The 16,529-nt window shown below is 35.7% G+C and carries 10 protein-coding genes and 2 pseudogenes; all 12 read left to right on the top strand.

Annotated elements, in window-relative coordinates; genetic code table 11:
* The first annotated feature begins 121 nt into the window (after window positions 1-121).
* The 12 genes and pseudogenes from J3D55_RS16450 (at window position 122) to J3D55_RS16395 (ending at window position 16,411) form a co-directional block, all read left to right on the top strand.
* Window positions 122-554, top strand: a pseudogene (locus tag J3D55_RS16450) (phage tail protein).
* Between the two features lie 2 nt (window positions 555-556).
* Window positions 557-1,024, top strand: a complete 468-nt coding sequence (locus tag J3D55_RS16445; protein ID WP_259132577.1) for a phage tail protein — start codon at window positions 557-559, stop codon at window positions 1,022-1,024.
* Window positions 1,025-1,221: 197 nt separating this feature from the next.
* Window positions 1,222-1,383: a DUF5908 family protein gene (locus tag J3D55_RS16440; RefSeq protein ID WP_259132576.1), complete on the top strand. Its 162-nt coding sequence runs from the start codon at window positions 1,222-1,224 to the stop codon at window positions 1,381-1,383.
* Complete coding sequence (locus J3D55_RS16435; RefSeq protein WP_259132575.1) at window positions 1,383-2,102, top strand: CIS tube protein; 720 nt, start codon at window positions 1,383-1,385, stop codon at window positions 2,100-2,102. Before J3D55_RS16440 ends, J3D55_RS16435 begins: the two co-directional genes overlap by 1 nt.
* Window position 2,103: 1 nt before the next feature.
* Window positions 2,104-3,846, top strand: coding sequence for a type VI secretion system tip protein VgrG (vgrG, locus tag J3D55_RS16430; RefSeq protein ID WP_259132574.1), 1,743 nt, complete (start codon window positions 2,104-2,106; stop codon window positions 3,844-3,846).
* A gap of 2 nt (window positions 3,847-3,848) precedes the next feature.
* Window positions 3,849-4,140 (top strand): annotated as a pseudogene (locus tag J3D55_RS16425) (PAAR domain-containing contractile injection system baseplate protein).
* Window positions 4,141-4,295: 155 nt separating this feature from the next.
* On the top strand, window positions 4,296-4,706 hold the full coding sequence (locus J3D55_RS16420; RefSeq protein ID WP_259132573.1) for a gp25 family contractile injection system sheath assembly initiator: 411 nt from the start codon (window positions 4,296-4,298) through the stop codon (window positions 4,704-4,706).
* An 88-nt stretch (window positions 4,707-4,794) separates the two neighbouring features.
* Window positions 4,795-7,848 (top strand): baseplate J/gp47 family protein, encoded by a 3,054-nt coding sequence (locus J3D55_RS16415; protein ID WP_259132572.1) that lies wholly within the window; start codon window positions 4,795-4,797, stop codon window positions 7,846-7,848.
* Window positions 7,849-7,872: 24 nt separating this feature from the next.
* Entirely contained in the window at window positions 7,873-10,725 is a 2,853-nt protein-coding gene (locus J3D55_RS16410) for a contractile injection system baseplate wedge protein (RefSeq protein WP_259132571.1), read from the top strand.
* Window positions 10,726-10,738: 13 nt separating this feature from the next.
* Complete coding sequence (locus tag J3D55_RS16405; RefSeq protein WP_259132570.1) at window positions 10,739-12,706, top strand: hypothetical protein; 1,968 nt, start codon at window positions 10,739-10,741, stop codon at window positions 12,704-12,706.
* Window positions 12,636-13,718 (top strand): PKD domain-containing protein, encoded by a 1,083-nt coding sequence (locus J3D55_RS16400; RefSeq protein WP_259132569.1) that lies wholly within the window; start codon window positions 12,636-12,638, stop codon window positions 13,716-13,718. The genes J3D55_RS16405 and J3D55_RS16400 overlap by 71 nt, the downstream gene beginning before the upstream one ends.
* Before the next feature lie 98 nt (window positions 13,719-13,816).
* Complete coding sequence (locus J3D55_RS16395; RefSeq protein WP_259132568.1) at window positions 13,817-16,411, top strand: PKD domain-containing protein; 2,595 nt, start codon at window positions 13,817-13,819, stop codon at window positions 16,409-16,411.
* Window positions 16,412-16,529 lie beyond the last annotated feature (118 nt).

Below are 16,529 nucleotides of genomic sequence, written 5' to 3'. Positions count from 1 at the left end.
ATCAATTAAACTAAATAACAAATAAATATAAATATAAATATAAATATAAATATAAATATAAATATAAATATAAATATAAATATAAATATAAATATAAATATAAATATAAATATAAATAATTATGAGTACATATCCATTAGTAAAGTTTGCCTTTGAAGTAGATTGGGGCGGGAAGAAAATCGGTTTTCAGGAAGTAAGCGGCTTGAATGTTGAAGCAGGTTTAATTGAGTATAGACACGGCGCAAGTCCAGACTTTAGCAAAATTAAAATGCCGGGCTTGAAAGTTTTCAATAACATTACTTTAAAGAGAGGAACTTTCAAAAGTGATAATGAATTCTTTGCATGGTTTCAAACAATTCAATTGAATACGGTAGAAAGAAGATCGATTACGATTTCTCTTTTAGACGAAAACGGAGAAACCTGCAGTTACCTGGAAAGTGAAAAATGCATTCCCTCTTAAATTACAATCAACAGACTTGAAAGCTGAAGGTAACGAGGTGGCTATTGAAACTTTAGAATTGGCGCACGAAGGATTAACTATTGAAAATAACTAATCATGGCTCTTTTATATCCTCCAACTAGTTTCTCTTTTATTGTTAATGGGATCTCGACAACAGAGGGTATTGACTCCAGATTTCAGTCTATATCTGGTTTATCAACAGAAATTGGAACTGAAGAATATGCCGAAGGAGGCGAAAACAGATTTGTTCATCAACTTCCTTTGCGTCCAAAATATCCAAATTTAGTTCTTAAACGAGGATTAATCGTAAGTTCCGGATTGATAAGCTGGTGTAGAAATGCCATGGAAAACTTCGAGTTTGAACCCAGAGACCTCATCGTTACTCTTTCAGGAGGACTTCAGTCTACAGCACCTTTAATGGTCTGGAACGTAGTTGGAGCTTACCCTGTAAAATGGGAAGTGTCGGAGTTCAACGCAGAAGAAAGCAAACTTGCTATTGAAACAATAGAACTGAAATATAGATATTTCACAATACCCACATCGTTAGCAAGCTTAGGCTTGTAATTTCTAAATCTAATCTAAGCACGGGAAAGTGTGTTAGTTTTCAGATAACATTCATCGAATTTTTCGGATAAATAACAACAGATTGGTCTATCACAGACTGAACACACTCTTTATGTGCTTAGATTTTTAAAAATAAACATGTTAAATCATTGGTTGTTAATGTTTTGAATATTAATAATTGATTAAAAACAAACGAAATGCCAATAGAAATAAAAGAGCTTCACATTAAAATAAATGTGGACGAAAAAGCAGCAGCAACGACTACTACCGCTTCGGTAGATGAAGCACAAATCATGCGGGCAATTAGCGAAAGTGTAGAGCAGGTAGTAAATATTGAACATCGTAAAAAAGAAAGATAATGGGAGGAGCAATTCAAAAATTAACAATCGCGACATTTGAGAATGCCGATTATGACAAAAGAGTTGAGGATGGCGCTTTTACAGCTTTTATCAATCCTACAGGTTATTCTGTAACTTATAAAACAGAACTTGAATCTCCACTATTACCAGGAGCTGCTAAAACCGATGCAAAATATGTCGCATCACCTTCAACCGATTTACAATTAGAATTTCTATTTGATGGTACAGGAGTTACAGAAGCCTATTCTGGAAACAAACTTATCAATAAAATTAAAGGGAAAGCTTTTAAAAAAACATCTGTAAAAGATCAAGTCGATGGTTTTTATAAGGCTACAGGAAAGGTTGCCGGTCCTATACATAAACCATATAATGTTATTCTTAATTGGGGTGATTTTGAATTTAAAGGAGTACTAGCAGAATTTACTGTAGAATATAAGTTGTTTGACAACGAAGGACAGCCTTTGAGAGCTATCGGAAAAGCAAAGTTTAGCGAATCAATCAGTCCCAAGCTGGAAGCAGCAGAGAAGAAATTTGAGTCTCCAGATGTAACGCACAAAAGAATTATACAAGACGGAGATACATTACCCTTAATGACTGAAAGAATTTATGGAGATTCTAAATACTATTTAGAAGTAGCTAAAATAAATAATCTTATCAATTTCAGACAGTTAACACCCGGAGATCAGCTATACTTTCCACCTTTAGAAAAAACATTATAACATGAATAACAGCGGATACATAAAAACGGCTAAAACCCCAGACTTAATAACTTTTAAAGTGATGTCGGGAGGTACAGAATTGCCGGGTAAGTACGGTGTGAAAAGCATTGTGGTGGAAAAAGAAGTCAACAGAATTCCTTATGCCCGCATCGTTATTTTAGACGGAAGTGTGCCGGAACAAGACTTTAAGCTAAGCAATGAAGAATTGCTGATTCCTGGGAAAGAAATTGAGATCACTGCAGGATATCACTCTGAAGAAGAAACTATTTTTAAAGGAGTTGTCGTAAAACACAATATAAAAATCAGAAACGGTTCTTCTTACCTGATTGTAGAATGCAGAGATAAGGCGGTAAAAATGACTTTAGGAAGAAAAAGCAAATATTTCTACGAAAGCACAGACAGCGATATCATGGAAGAGCTTATTGGGAATAGCGGACTTACTGCCGATGTTGAAGCGACTTCAAACTCACATAAAGAACTGGTTCAGTACCGAGCTTCCGATTGGGATTTTATGTTAACCAGAGCACAGGCAAACGGTAAGCTTTGTTTTGTTAAAGATGGAACGATTAAAATTGCTAAGCCTGATTTTAGTGGTGAAACCGTAGAAACAGTGGTTTACGGATCATCTGTACATGAATTTGACGGAGAAATTGATGCAAGAGATCAATTCAACAAAATTACAGCCAAAACATGGAGCTATACCGATCAGGAGCTTACAGAAGTTGAAGCTCAGGATCCGGCAATTAATCTTAATGGAAATCTTTCATCCGGTGATTTAGCCGATGTTTTCGGAATTGAAGATCTTCAGCTTAAGCACGGCGGAAATCTTACTCAGGGCGAGTTGCAGGAATGGGGCGATGCGAAAGCAACCTTCCAACAGTTAGCAAAAACAAAAGGAAGAGTACAATTCCAAGGAATTCCTTTGGAAATAGGATCTTTATTAACATTGCAAGGAGTAGGAAACAGATTTAACGGAAAAATATACGTTACAGGTATTCGTCACGAAATAGCTGATGGAAATTGGTTGGTTGATGCTCAATTCGGGCTTTCTCCGACATGGTTTTCAGAAACTTATGATGTCAGCGAAATGCCCGGTTCAGGAATTATGCCTTCCATCAGCGGATTACATATCGGTATCGTATCACAATTAGAATCAGATCCGGATGGCGAAGACAGAATTTTAGTACAAATCCCAATCATTAACAACGAAGAGGAGGGAATTTGGGCAAGAATAGCTACGCTGGATGCAGGAGAAAACAGAGGTTCGTTTTTCAGACCGGAAATCGGAGATGAGGTCATCATCGGATTTATTAATGACGATCCCAATGACGCAGTGGTACTTGGAATGTTGAATAGCAGCGCAAAACCGGCTCCCATTGTAGCTTCTGATGATAATCACGAAAAAGGATTTGTCACCCGAAGCGAAATGAAAATGATTTTTAATGACGATAAAATCTCATACACGCTCGAAACACCAAAAGGCAAAAAATTGATTTTAGATGAAGATGCAGACATCATTAAAATAGAAGATGAGCATTCTAATATTCTTACGCTTAATAAAGATGGGATTAGCATAGAAAGCGGCAAAGACATCAAAATCAAGGCAAAAGGCGACATTACGATGGAAGGAACCAATATCAACATTAAAGCAAGTGCCCAGTTAAAAGCAGAAGGCAGTTCAGGTTCTGAGCTTAAATCAGGAGCAGTAACAGTCGTAAAAGGATCTCAAGTAAAAATTAATTAATCATGAAACCGGCAGCAAGAATTACAGACATGCATACCTGTCCTATGGTAACGGGAACTGTTCCCCATGTAGGAGGACCCATCATTCCCGCAGGAGAAACCTACCGTACTGATCGGAGGAAAACCCGCCGCAAGAGTGGGAGACAAAGCAGTATGTACAGGTCCGCCAGATACGATTGCATCAGGATCTTCAAGTGTAATGATAGGCGGGAAACCAGCCGCAAGAATGGGAGATTCTACCGCTCATGGAGGCGTAATAGCTGCAGGTGAAGCTACTGTTTTAATTGGCGGATGATATTTAAGAATAGGTTTTATACCATCATAAACCATTATTTAAATGTTATCTGCTTAAAATAAAAATGTAAAACATCCATAACAAAACAGTTAGAAAAACTAAAACTCTATGTTACAGATGCAAGATGCTATAACTAAATACAATACAAATAACGTATGAAAATAAATACAGATTTTTTAGGAATAGGCTGGAGTTTTCCGCCTGAGTTTAATGAGACTGAAGGAAAACTGGCAATGACCACAGATGTGGAAGACATCAATAATAGTCTTATTATTTTATTGTCGACACGACCGGGCGAACGTGTAATGTTCCCCAACTACGGATGCGACTTGCAGGAAATGCTCTTCAAACCACTGGACTTAACGCTTATCACTCAAATGAAAGGAATCGTGGAGCGTGCCATTTTATACCATGAGCCTAGAATAAACATTTTAAGTATTGAAATTGACACTCAGGATGAGCTTGAAGGTGAAGTTTTGATACACATTGACTACGAAGTAAGAAATACGAATACAAGAAGCAATATTGTTTTTCCTTTTTATAAAGGGGAAGCTACTGAAATATAATGAATTACGGGATGTCTGTAGCCATTTTGAATACTACCAACATTACAATAAGTATTGCATCTGACCATAGAAAGATAAATATAAACAAATGAAAAAAACAGATACATTTTCACATTATCGTGAAGGAAAATCACAAATGCAGCGCTTTTTAGCAGAATTAGATCCGGGCAATCTTGAATTACACGATTTCGATCTGTTTGATTGGCTGTTGTTCGCAAACAATTTTGCTAAGCGTGTAAACTATTTTGACAAAGATGATAATACAACACCACAAGGAAACTGGGGAAACTTCTTCCTGGGTGATGATACCGATGCTATTCCAAGAAGAGAAAGCGTGGAGTATAAAAGTATGAAAAAACAGGTTACAGATCTTATGTCCCAGTTTGAACAAGACAGCAACTTGACCCCTCATTTAACATTATTTGTTTGCTTTTTAAAGTTATTGGATTTCTCAAAAAAAGCCTTCAATAATTTAACCAAAAGGCATTTGGATTTCTATTATAACGAAATACTCCAAATCGAAAAAAATGATGCTAAATCAGACAAAGCTTATGTGATTTTTGAATTGGCAAAAAAAGCAATTCAGGAAAAAATTCCGAGCGGCACATTGCTGGATGGTAATAAAGACGCCAACGGAAAAAAACTGGTTTACAAAACAGGCGATGAGCTTATTGCCAATCAGGCAAAAGTAGTCGAGGTTAAAAGTTTTCTGAATGATGCCAAAAAAAGAGAACTGAAAATGGCTCCAAAAGCAAATACTGCTGATGGATTGGGTGATAAATTACCGGAAAACGGCAATTATTGGTGGCCTTTTGGATATAATTCTGATGAAACCATTGTAGAAAAAAAATCTATTTATAAAGAACTTCCAAAAGCTAAACTAGGTTTTTCGGTGGCGTCATCATTATTTGATTTAAAAGAAGGTGAAAGAACGATAACTCTTGCCATAGATTTTAATAAAAATTCGACTCAGAAATTACAAAATCTTCCGATAGAATATATCGAAAACAATATCAAAGTGCTTTGTAGTGGAGAAAAAGAATGGTTATCGGGAATCGTTTTAAAATGTATTAAAAACGAAGAAGAAAGATTAGAACTTTCTTTTACGCTACCTAAAGATTTTCCTGCAGTGGTAAAATACAATAAGAAAGTGTTGTTAGAAACGTTTCAGACAAACTTCCCTGTTGTAAGGTTTATGATTGAAGGAGAAAAATACTACGATATTTACGAAGCTCTTTCAGAAAAACTAATAAAAAACATAGCAATATCGGTTGATGTAAAAGGAGTAAAATCGATTCAGATAGAAAACGATAACGGGGCACTAAACTCGGAAAAACCTTATTATCCATTCACTGCACAGCCGATTAAAGGATCTAATTTTTACATTAAATGTCCTGAAATGTTTTCTAAAAAATGGCTAAATGCAGACATCACCATCAATTGGAAAAATACTCCGGATTCTATAAAAGATTTATACAACGCCTATGTAATTCAGCCTAATCAAAATATCAGTTTGGTAGATTTTCAAGCGTTGGAAACCTCATCAATTGTAGGTTCTGATGCTTATTTTAAAGCAGATACAGCGCTATTAGACAAAGAAATTTGGTATGCAAAAGGTAATGATATTGATGTATTTAAAAAAGTAGAAAACGGCTATCAAGCTCAATTTTCTATCAATAATTTGAGTGATGAGTCGGGTACAAGCGAGTCTATCAGATTAACGCTGAACCAGTCGTCATTACAGGATGTATACCCCAAATTATATACACTGGCATTATCCAGTAATTCGACCTATAAAAAACTGATTCCAAACGAGCCTTATATTCCTTTTGCTGAAGATATCGAGCTGAATTACAGTGCAAAGGAAAATGCATACTCTTATTTAAGTAAAGATTCTGACGGTGAAGCTTCAAAAAGTGAAGGAGTACAACTGTATCATGAAGATGTATTCGGACAATACGAAAAAGAAGTAAAAACACAGAATATTGTTCCTGTACACGAAAATGGAGGTGAATTATACATCGGTCTGGAAGCGACACCACAAACGACAGTTTCGCTATTAATTCAAATGCTGGAAGGAAGCGAAAACCCTTTGGTGGATACTTTCCCGGAAAAAGAGTTTATAGAATGGAGCATCCTTTCAAATAATACATGGATGGATCTGTCGGGTGATATCCTGCAGAATGAAACCAGAAGATTTTTGGAATCGGGTATTGTAAAGTTCAAAATTTCTAAAGATATCAATACAAACCATACAAGATTTACCGACGGATTGGTCTGGATCAGAGCGAAAACGAAAAGAAGCTATGATGCGGTATGTAAAATTCAGGGAATTTATACGCAAGCTGTTTTGGCAACATTCCAGAATCAGGACAATGATCTGTCTCATTTAAATAACGGATTGGAAGCCAATACCATTACTAAACTGATCACGAGAGTTCCTCAGGTAAAATCGGTGAGCCAGCCTTACAATTCGTTTGATGGGCAATATAAAGAAACGGATACCGAGTTTTACAGACGTGTAAGTGAGCGATTAAGACATAAAAACAGAGCCATTACGCAATGGGATTACGAGCATTTGGTATTACAGGAATTCCCGGAAGTCTTTAAGGTGAAATGTCTAAACCATACTTCTGAACTTTCCTATATGGCTCCCGGTCATGTAACCTTGATGGTAGTTCCGAATATTCAAAATAAAAATGCTTTTGATGTTTATCAGCCAAGAGTAAGCAGAGCGAGTCTTAATAAAATTCAGAATTATGTAAATGAATTAAATACGATGCATGTTACCGCTCAGGTGATTAATCCCAATTATAAAGAAGCAAAAGTAGAAGCAAAGGTGAAATTCTTTGCACAGTACGACGAAACATTTTATACCAAACAGCTAGACGAAGATATTAAAAAATACATATCACCTTGGGCTTTTACAGACACTAAAGATATTGATTTTAATGTGAAACTAAATGTCAATCAGCTTATTAACTATCTGGAGCAACTGTATTATGTAGATTATATTGATGAGATAAACATATTGGTGAATAATGTTTTACAAAAACAATCTTTAATCGAAGTAGATCCGAAATCGATTTTGGTATCTGCTAAACAACACAAAGTTACTGTTACAGATCAGGTGTGTATTTAATAAAAATAAGAAGAAAATATAATTATGTCAGAAAATAAGCACATTAGTATACCCAAAAAAATAGAAACCGAGGATCAAACCGATTTTCATTTTCTACGCAAAACAGGTATTGAATACATAGAAGAGCTGGGAGGAAAACTATGGACCGATTATAACTCTCATGATCCCGGTATCACCACGTTGGAAGTTTTAAGCTATGCCATAACAGATCTTGGGATGAGAATGAATCTGAACATGGAGGATATCTTGGCTTCTGAAGATGAAAACAAAGACATTCATACCCAGTTTCTGAAGGCTACAGAAGTTTTACCTTCAAGACCTTTAACGGAGCTGGATTATAGAAAATTGTTTATCGATATCAGCTTTGGTTCGAGCCTTCAAAGACCCATCCGTAATTGCTGGTTGGTTCCGAACAATGAAAAATTATATGTCGATTGCAAAACCGGACAATTAGATTTTGAACCTATCGGAGAAAAGGCAAAAGACTTTAACGTAAAAGGATTGTATGATCTGTATGTAGATTATGCCGAAGATGACGGTATTAAAGATGTTGAATGCGATACATCCACTACAAGAGTTAAAATATTAGAACGCTACCACGATAACAGAAGTCTTTGTGAAGATTTGGTGGATATTAAACCAATCGAAACCCAAAAAGTGGCTGTTTGTGCCCGTATCGGACTTATAAATAAAGCCGATGAAGAACTGGTGCACGCCAAAGTAACAAGAGCAATTAATAATTACCTGTCTCCGGAGGTTCATTTTTATTCATTAAAGCAGATGCTTGAAAAAGGGCTGACTACCGATGAAATTTTTGAAGGACCTCTTTTAGATAACGGTTTTATTGATACTGAAGAACTTAAAAATAGCCAACTTAGAAAAGAAGTCCGTCTTTCTGATATCATCAGTGAGATCATGAAAGTAGATGGTGTTAAAGAAATTCATGAGATTTCTATTGCAGGCTGCGACAGCGCGATCTCACAGACAAACGATTGGTTGATCTGCATTGAAAAAGGTAAAAAACCGGAACTCTGCGAACTCAGTTCGTTCAGCTACAGCAAAGGTTCGCTTCCTTTAAATATCAGTGACAAAAAAGTTCAGGAGTATTTAGAAACTCTTAAAAAGGAAGAAGAAGCACTTCGAGACGATGCGAAACAAAATAAAGAATTGGTTTTACCACAAGGAACTTCTTATGATATAGCCAATTATGCAACCATTTTAAATGAATTTCCGGATACGTACGGCGTAGGAATTTCCGGAATTATAGGAAATCAAAATCCGGAGAGAGAAGCCTTAGCAAAACAATTAAAAGGGTATTTGTTGTTTTTTGATCAGATCCTTGCGAGTTATTTCAAACACCTGGAAAAAGTAAAAGAAGTATTAAGTGTAAATAGTAATTTAAAGAGAACATATTTTACACAGGCTCTTAAAAATATTAAAGGTTTTGATGATTTGGTTTCTGATTATACGATCAATAATGATGATCAGCTTACAGATTCATTGTATGAAGAGCTAGACAACAGTGTAGAACGTCGAAATGAATTGTTGGATCATTTGCTTTCTCGTTTTGCGGAAACATTCAGCGACTATACTTTTTTAATGAAATCATTGTACGGAAAATCCGCTGATGAAATTGTTTTAAGCAACAAAGAAAACTTCTTAAACGAGTATACATCATTAAGTAAAGACCGAGGATTAGGTTACGATTACACATTAACTTCGGATTCAGCTCTTTGGAATACCGATAATATTTCCGGTGCGCAGAAAAGAATTGCCCGTTTGTTGGGAATTAAAAATTATACCCAGAGAAATTTATCTCAAACGCCTGTCTCGATCATTAAAACAGACAATGGTGATGGTACAGCAACCTACACCTGGAAAGTAAAGGATGCCCTTAACAATATTATTTTGTCGTCTATAAATCCTTATCAAATTGAATACGCTGCAACCAAAAATTTGAATGAAGCAATTTATCAGACGATTCAAATAGATGAGGAAGACCTTGAAAATGCCTTAGAAAAATTAGAAGAAGGTAAACCTGATTATGACTTAATTGGAAATATAAAAATTCGTTTTTCGACAGGAGGTAACTACTATTTTGATATCCTGGATGATGCCGAAGTACAAAATGTAATGGCTACTCATAAAAAAACCAATCCTTATTCTACACTGAATGATTTGAAAGATGGAATTAGGGAGACGGTAAGGTATCTTAAATATGATTTTACAGAAGAGGGGATTTTCCTTATTGAGCATTTATTATTAAAGCCAACGTTTAAAGATTATAAACTCACGGGAGGCGGCATTGGCTGCATGTCTATAGAAGGTACTTTTAAAATATTCAGCGATATGGAAAGTGGTGATTCTATGACTGGAGGAAATACTTTTGAAATGTTTTCTAAAGAAGCAGGAACCAATCCTCCAACGGTTCAGGTAGAATATTCTGACGCGCTCATGTCTTCTTGTGAAGAAGATTGCGAAACAGATGTTTTTGATCCCTATTCTTACCGTGTAAGCGTTGTTCTTCCTGGTTTTGCGTACCGTTTTCAGGATCCTGATTTCAGACGTTATGCAGAAACCGTGATCAGACAAGAAATTCCGGCTCATATTTTAGCGAAAATTTGCTGGGTTGGAGATCGATTGGGTGAAAAACAAACCGCTCAAAACGACTTGTCTGAATTTGAAGTTGCCTTTAAAAAATATCTTTCAGATAAAGCGAAAAACAATCTTGATAATTTAGGAAACAGCACTCAGGATCTACTGATCGCTCTTACTAATTTAAACAATATTTATCGTCCGGGAAGACTTTTAGACTGTGCAATAGATGATAATGATGGCTTAGACGGAAAAATAATTTTAGGACAATCAAACATATAAAAATTGAAAAACAATGAATGCTAAATTAGATAATGTAACAACCCAATATAGAAAGTTTAACGTAAATCAGGCGTTAACAGAAGGGCAATTAAACGAATTTATAGACTATTTCGAAGATCAGGACAGATTATCAAGAACGCGTCTGAATGGAGTAGGAGTAGTATGTGGTTTTGAATCGGCATTAGATTCAGACTTACAAACTAAAATTTTGACGGGGAAAATTTCTCAAGGTGAACAACCAATAGTTGAAAACTATACTACTATTGTTATTACACAAGGTGCCGGAGTTACCACAGACGGAGATTTAATAACGCTGCGCCAAAAAGGAGAGAAGGCTTCAGAGGTTACCATAGGTTTCAATACCAGAAGATACAAATATTATAGAAATTATACTGATGCAGTAAGATACGAACATTTCCGTATCGGAGATGTGCAGATTCCTCTTTTAGAGTTGATTACACAAGAAGAATATAATCAATTAACAGATATTAGCAATGTTAAAGAAGTAAAAGATATCGCTAATTTACAAAATAAAATCATCCTTCTGTATTTGGAAAGCTACTCCAATGAAGAGTCGCCATGTGAAGACGCCGATTGTGACAATACCGGAGCAGAACAGGTTTCTAATCTTAAGGTACTTTTGGCAGATTCTGCATCTGTTGCAGATCTTATGACCAGAGGTGATGCAAATGATAGTCTGTATAAAGCTCACAATGCTTATGAAGAACTCTTTGATCATTTACCTAAAATAGAGGCGAAAAGAGTTATTTTGGATCCGAGTATTACAACCGCACCGCAATTAAAAACAAAATTTAGAAATGCTATTAGTTCGATTGCAGAATTAAACGAGGGGTTTAGTGCTATTGCAAGGACTTTCGATGTGACTGTTAGCTTTAGCGGGCAATCGCTCCTTGATAAATTGAAGTCTTTGTTGCTTCCTGTTGTACCAGCAAGATTGGAAGATTATCAATATCGATATGATTTGATGAAAGATTTAATCGACACCTACAATGAAATAAAAGGATTGATATTACATCTGAATGTGGAGTGTTGCCCAAGTGTAACTTCATTCCCAAAACACCTTATGTTGGGTCCCGTTGGAGCGACCCTGGAATTAGGAGAATACGTGCCTTTCCGTCATAATTTTTATAATTCGCCTGTAACCACAAATGATGATGAGAATTACGAAAAAGTAATAATGCTTGTCAATCGTTTTGTACAGAAGTTAAACGGATTTCAAACGTATCTCGGACCTATTGAAATTACCCCTTCTAATCTTTATGTGAGATTGGGTGATAAAGCAATCCCGTATTACTATAATGTAGATCAGCCATTATTGACTCAATGGAATTTTGAAAAAACAAAAACCGATAGAGAAACCTATAATTTAAGCTATCATACAACCAATTTGGCGGTAGAAGACTTTGTTCAGAACCCGTTGAATTATAATATTGATAACAATGATTTCTATAGAATTGAAGGTCATTTAGGACTCCCTTATAAAACCGCACTGCAAAACATCAACGATCTTAAAACAAAATACGGATTAGCTTTTGATGTCATTGCATTGGTTTTACAGAAAGGCGAAAAAACCGGTGGAGATATACCCATTAAAGAAAAAACAGTATCAATAGACGATCTGAGAAAACAATTGGTGTCAATTTCCAGTGATATCAGCAACCGAAAAATTGATTCACAAAGTACTTTACTGAACATCTCTAAATTAGATGATAAATTAAGACTATTAAACCAAGCTGAATTCTCAAAAGAAGGATCATTAGATGGTATTACTGTTGTAAAACAAGATCCTAAAAAAGACGATGTTGTAAGCGAGCTTTTAAGTGAGTTTTTAGAAAGAAAATCAGGCTTAGAACATGTAGCCGGTGTAGAAACCGGGAGGAACTTTTGTTTTGGTTTACGAATCAGAAACAAACAACCAGGTTCTTGCAGATTTCTCATTGCCTTACTTATGTTGTTCTAAGAAAGATCCTGTATTTTTGGCATTGCCGGAAAGCAGAATATGTCAAAACGATGCTCCGGTTGCTATTACAATCCTTCCGCTGGATGGTCAGGTAAAAGCATTTGTAAATGGTACTCAAATACCTGCAGTTACACAATCCGGAGGTCAGAATTTCTTTGATCCTAGTTTGGTGAATGCAACTTATTTTGGACAAGCAATCACCTTTACTGTTAATGATGATGCTGTGGAAGCACAATTGATGGTGTACGCACAACCAAGCGTATCTGTAACTACAGGAAATATTGCGTATGGTACAGATACATCAGATCCGGATGCTACTGTGGATTTCCATGTTACTGTTCCAAATAACAGTACAGGGCTTACTTATACATTCAATTTTGGAGATGGAACACCTCCATTATCTTTAACTGCCTTACCAAGCAATGGAATTGTTCAACATAAATATAATCTTGTTGCAGGACAAGAGGATGTCTTTAATCCAACGCTTACCGTAACTAATGGAAACGGCTGTAGCAAAACAGTGGCTGTCGCTCCGGTAAAAATTAAAGGACAAATGACGGTGGTATGTCTGAACGGAATGAGAGTTGTGATTCAGTATAGAGATGGTATAGATCCGGGACATACTTGTAATGATGCTAGTTTCAACTTAAAAGGAAACGGTATTTTAATTCAAGGTGCAACTCCTTACAATGATCCAAAAGGAATCATCAAAGGAAATATTCATCTAAGTAATACATTACAAAGTCAGGATGCCAAGAATTATCCTTCAGGTGTTACAACTGGATATAGCAGATATAATGAAATTGCTATAACCCAGACCGAAGCGCAGCAAATCGCTTTACTGTCACCAGATGGTTTTGTGAAGTTCTCTCTAGAGTGTGCGTTAGGCTATTGTCATACCGGTGTTGCCTTTACTCAGATATTTCTGGCAAATGCTCCGACACCTATTTATTCAGGTTATCCAAATGGTAATTTCTTAGAAATCAATCCTTGTACAGGAGTAACAAGATAATAATTTTAGGAGAAATATGTGTAATAACTTCATAGACAGTATGCCTGTCTATGAAGTTTATTAAACGATCTTAATAAATCATTAAAAAATTAACAATAATGAATAATCAATTAAGTAATATATCAACTCAATACCGCAAATTCAGTAAAGGACAATACATAGAACATACCCAGTTCAATGAGTTTTTAGATTTTTTTGAAGATCAGGACCGTTTGTCGAGAGTGCTGCTGCAAGGAGTAGGTATTGTATGCGGTCTCAAGCACAATCTTATGTATACAAATAAGTTGTTGAGCAGTATACAGCTTTCTCAGGGAGCGGCACTCACAACCGACGGCGATTTACTCACCTTGAATAATACAAGTGTGGTAAGTGAAGAGTTATATGTAAGTGACTTAAAAACCATTAACATAGAAAGTAAAAATTATACACATTTTAAGATGTATGATAATTTTAAAGTAAAATATCCGGCATTTTATGATGACGACGATCATCAGATTGAACTTTGGGAATTGGCGACAACTCAGGAAGCAAATTATGATTTTCAAGCCATTAATAATCTTTCCAATGTAGAAGACAAATATTTGCTGCTGTATTTAGAGGATTATGAAAAAGAAGTAAAACCTTGTAGAGGAGTAGATTGTGACAATCATGGAATCCAGCAAATCAGAAATCTTAAAGTATTAGTTACTACAGCACAGGGAATCAATTATATTTTTGAAAAAGATTATATTCAGCCTCATCCTTTGTTTATAGAAGATATATTGAAGGCTGAAAAACAAGAACGGGTTATTGTAGAACGACTTATTTTAGATAAAGGAATTGATACCCATTTTTTATCTTCTGATGTAAAAGAGATGTACTCAGCTGTTTTAGAAAAAAATAATTATGGTGAGTTTGTTTTTGAGAAAATCAATAAAATCTCTGAAATAATAGGAGGTCAGGATGTTGACCATGCAACGTTTAAGAATGCATTAGAAGAATGCCTTGCTCAAACAACAGGTTTTCAGTACGCTTATGATGTAGTGAAAGATTTGGAGGATACGTATTCTGAAATTATAAAACTACTTCCTAAATCGTTTACGAAAGGTTTTCCGGATTTGGTGTCTTTTCCTAAACACATCATGCTGGGGAAATTAATCTCGAATACTCAGTTAGATTCATTTAGACATCAGTTTTATAATTCGCCTGCTTTGGATGATGAAAAAGCAACAGAAAAAGTAAGAGTATTAATTAATCGTTTTAATCTACAGACACAGAATTTCAGGTATTCGGACGAGGCGGAAATTAAAATTACTCCATCGCAAAAATTAAGCCCTCTGAGCAATAAAGCGGTTCCTTTTTACTATGAGGTTACAGAAGAGTTTTTAAAAGCCTGGAATTTTGATAAAACGAGCAATCGATCATCTGGAGATAATTTAGGATATGCGGTCAATTTCTTTACGCCAAATACACAGATACAAGATGATTCTTTACATTTTAATATAGATAAAAATTCGTTTTATAACATAGAAGGTTGTCAGGGAATGTCCTACGAATCAGCTTTTCAACAAATAAAAGAGATCAGGGACAAGCAACAGTTGGGATTTGATATTATGGCTTTGTCTTTAACCGAATTGGTAGATAATAAAGATTTGTCTAAAGCATATTTCAATGAATATCTAGAAAAACATCCAGGATTAGAACATAAGCGTGGAGTAGAACGAGGAGGTACCTTTGTAATGGTTTATGAAGTGATTGGTGGAGGCTCAAGAGTTATTGCAGATTTTTCGCTTCCTTACATCTGTTGTGCACCAAAATCTGATATTAAATTGAGTTTGCCAAGTACTGTTGTTTGTGCTAAATCTGGTCGTATACCATTTACGGTATTCCCTGCGAATGGTGTTGTAGAAGCGGTTGTAGGTACAAATTTGGAGGGAGGTGTAGAAGTTATCAATGGTTTATATTTCTTTAATCCGGCGGTAGTAAGTTCTCAATTACATGGTCAGGAAATTAAGTTTACTGTCAACGGAAAACCTACCAATTGCAGTATAAAAGTTACTTCACAACCCAATGTGAAAATAGTGGTTAGTTCTGTTATTTATCCGGAAGCCGGCTCTACAGCAACAACGGTAAACTTTACCGTTTCAGGACAAGACGGACAAAATTTTGCAGACTACGATTACAGTTGGGATTTCTGGGATAATGGCGGTTGGGTTACTCTAAATCCGGATTCTAAGGGAAGTATTAGTTATACTTTCTACAATTTTACTCCGACAAGAATTCCAACGATAAGGGTAAATATAGGGGGTGACGGATGTACTCAAACGGTAGCTCTAAACAATTGGTACGAAGTTCCTTCTGTTCCGTCTGTTGTGATAACTGATATTGATTTTACCAAAGGTGGTGTTCAGTGTTGTGACGGTATTACTCCTACAATTGGAGCTGATGCAGGAGGATTTCAAAGATTCCCTTTGTCTAAGGGTACTTTAATATTAAAAGGATTGGGATCGAGCTCAGGAACATCAACACTTCTTTATTCATGGGTTCAGACATTTGGTGCGGCAGTTACGCTTAGCGGTGTCAGTAAACAGGATCTTACAATCACAGATTTCGATATTGGATTATATAAATTTCAACTTACGGTTGTTGATGCTGATAGCGGAGTATTTGCTACCAGTATTGCAGAAATATCTATATACCAAGAACAATCATAATCTTGTATCTGATAATAACAAGGTAAAGCTACTAAATGCTTATCTGCAAGCACAGATCATATATATATATTGTAAAGAGGTGATTAAATAATCTTAAAATCACCTCTTACACATCATA

The sequence above is a fragment of the Chryseobacterium ginsenosidimutans genome (genome assembly GCF_024807225.1).
GTDB lineage: Bacteria > Bacteroidota > Bacteroidia > Flavobacteriales > Weeksellaceae > Chryseobacterium > Chryseobacterium ginsenosidimutans.
This window is presented reverse-complemented; position numbering and strand designations above follow the sequence as displayed.

What these genes read in the sequence shown, in the direction of transcription:
- J3D55_RS16420 (WP_259132573.1), top strand. Translation starts at nt 4,296, where the DNA reads ATGAAAATAAATACAGATTTTTTAGGAATAGGCTGGAGTTTTCCGCCT.
- J3D55_RS16435 (WP_259132575.1), top strand. Translation starts at nt 1,383, where the DNA reads ATGGGAGGAGCAATTCAAAAATTAACAATCGCGACATTTGAGAATGCC.
- J3D55_RS16445 (WP_259132577.1), top strand. Translation starts at nt 557, where the DNA reads ATGGCTCTTTTATATCCTCCAACTAGTTTCTCTTTTATTGTTAATGGG.
- J3D55_RS16415 (WP_259132572.1), top strand. Translation starts at nt 4,795, where the DNA reads ATGAAAAAAACAGATACATTTTCACATTATCGTGAAGGAAAATCACAA.
- J3D55_RS16395 (WP_259132568.1), top strand. Translation starts at nt 13,817, where the DNA reads ATGAATAATCAATTAAGTAATATATCAACTCAATACCGCAAATTCAGT.
- J3D55_RS16440 (WP_259132576.1), top strand. Translation starts at nt 1,222, where the DNA reads ATGCCAATAGAAATAAAAGAGCTTCACATTAAAATAAATGTGGACGAA.
- vgrG (WP_259132574.1), top strand. Translation starts at nt 2,104, where the DNA reads ATGAATAACAGCGGATACATAAAAACGGCTAAAACCCCAGACTTAATA.
- J3D55_RS16410 (WP_259132571.1), top strand. Translation starts at nt 7,873, where the DNA reads ATGTCAGAAAATAAGCACATTAGTATACCCAAAAAAATAGAAACCGAG.
- J3D55_RS16405 (WP_259132570.1), top strand. Translation starts at nt 10,739, where the DNA reads ATGAATGCTAAATTAGATAATGTAACAACCCAATATAGAAAGTTTAAC.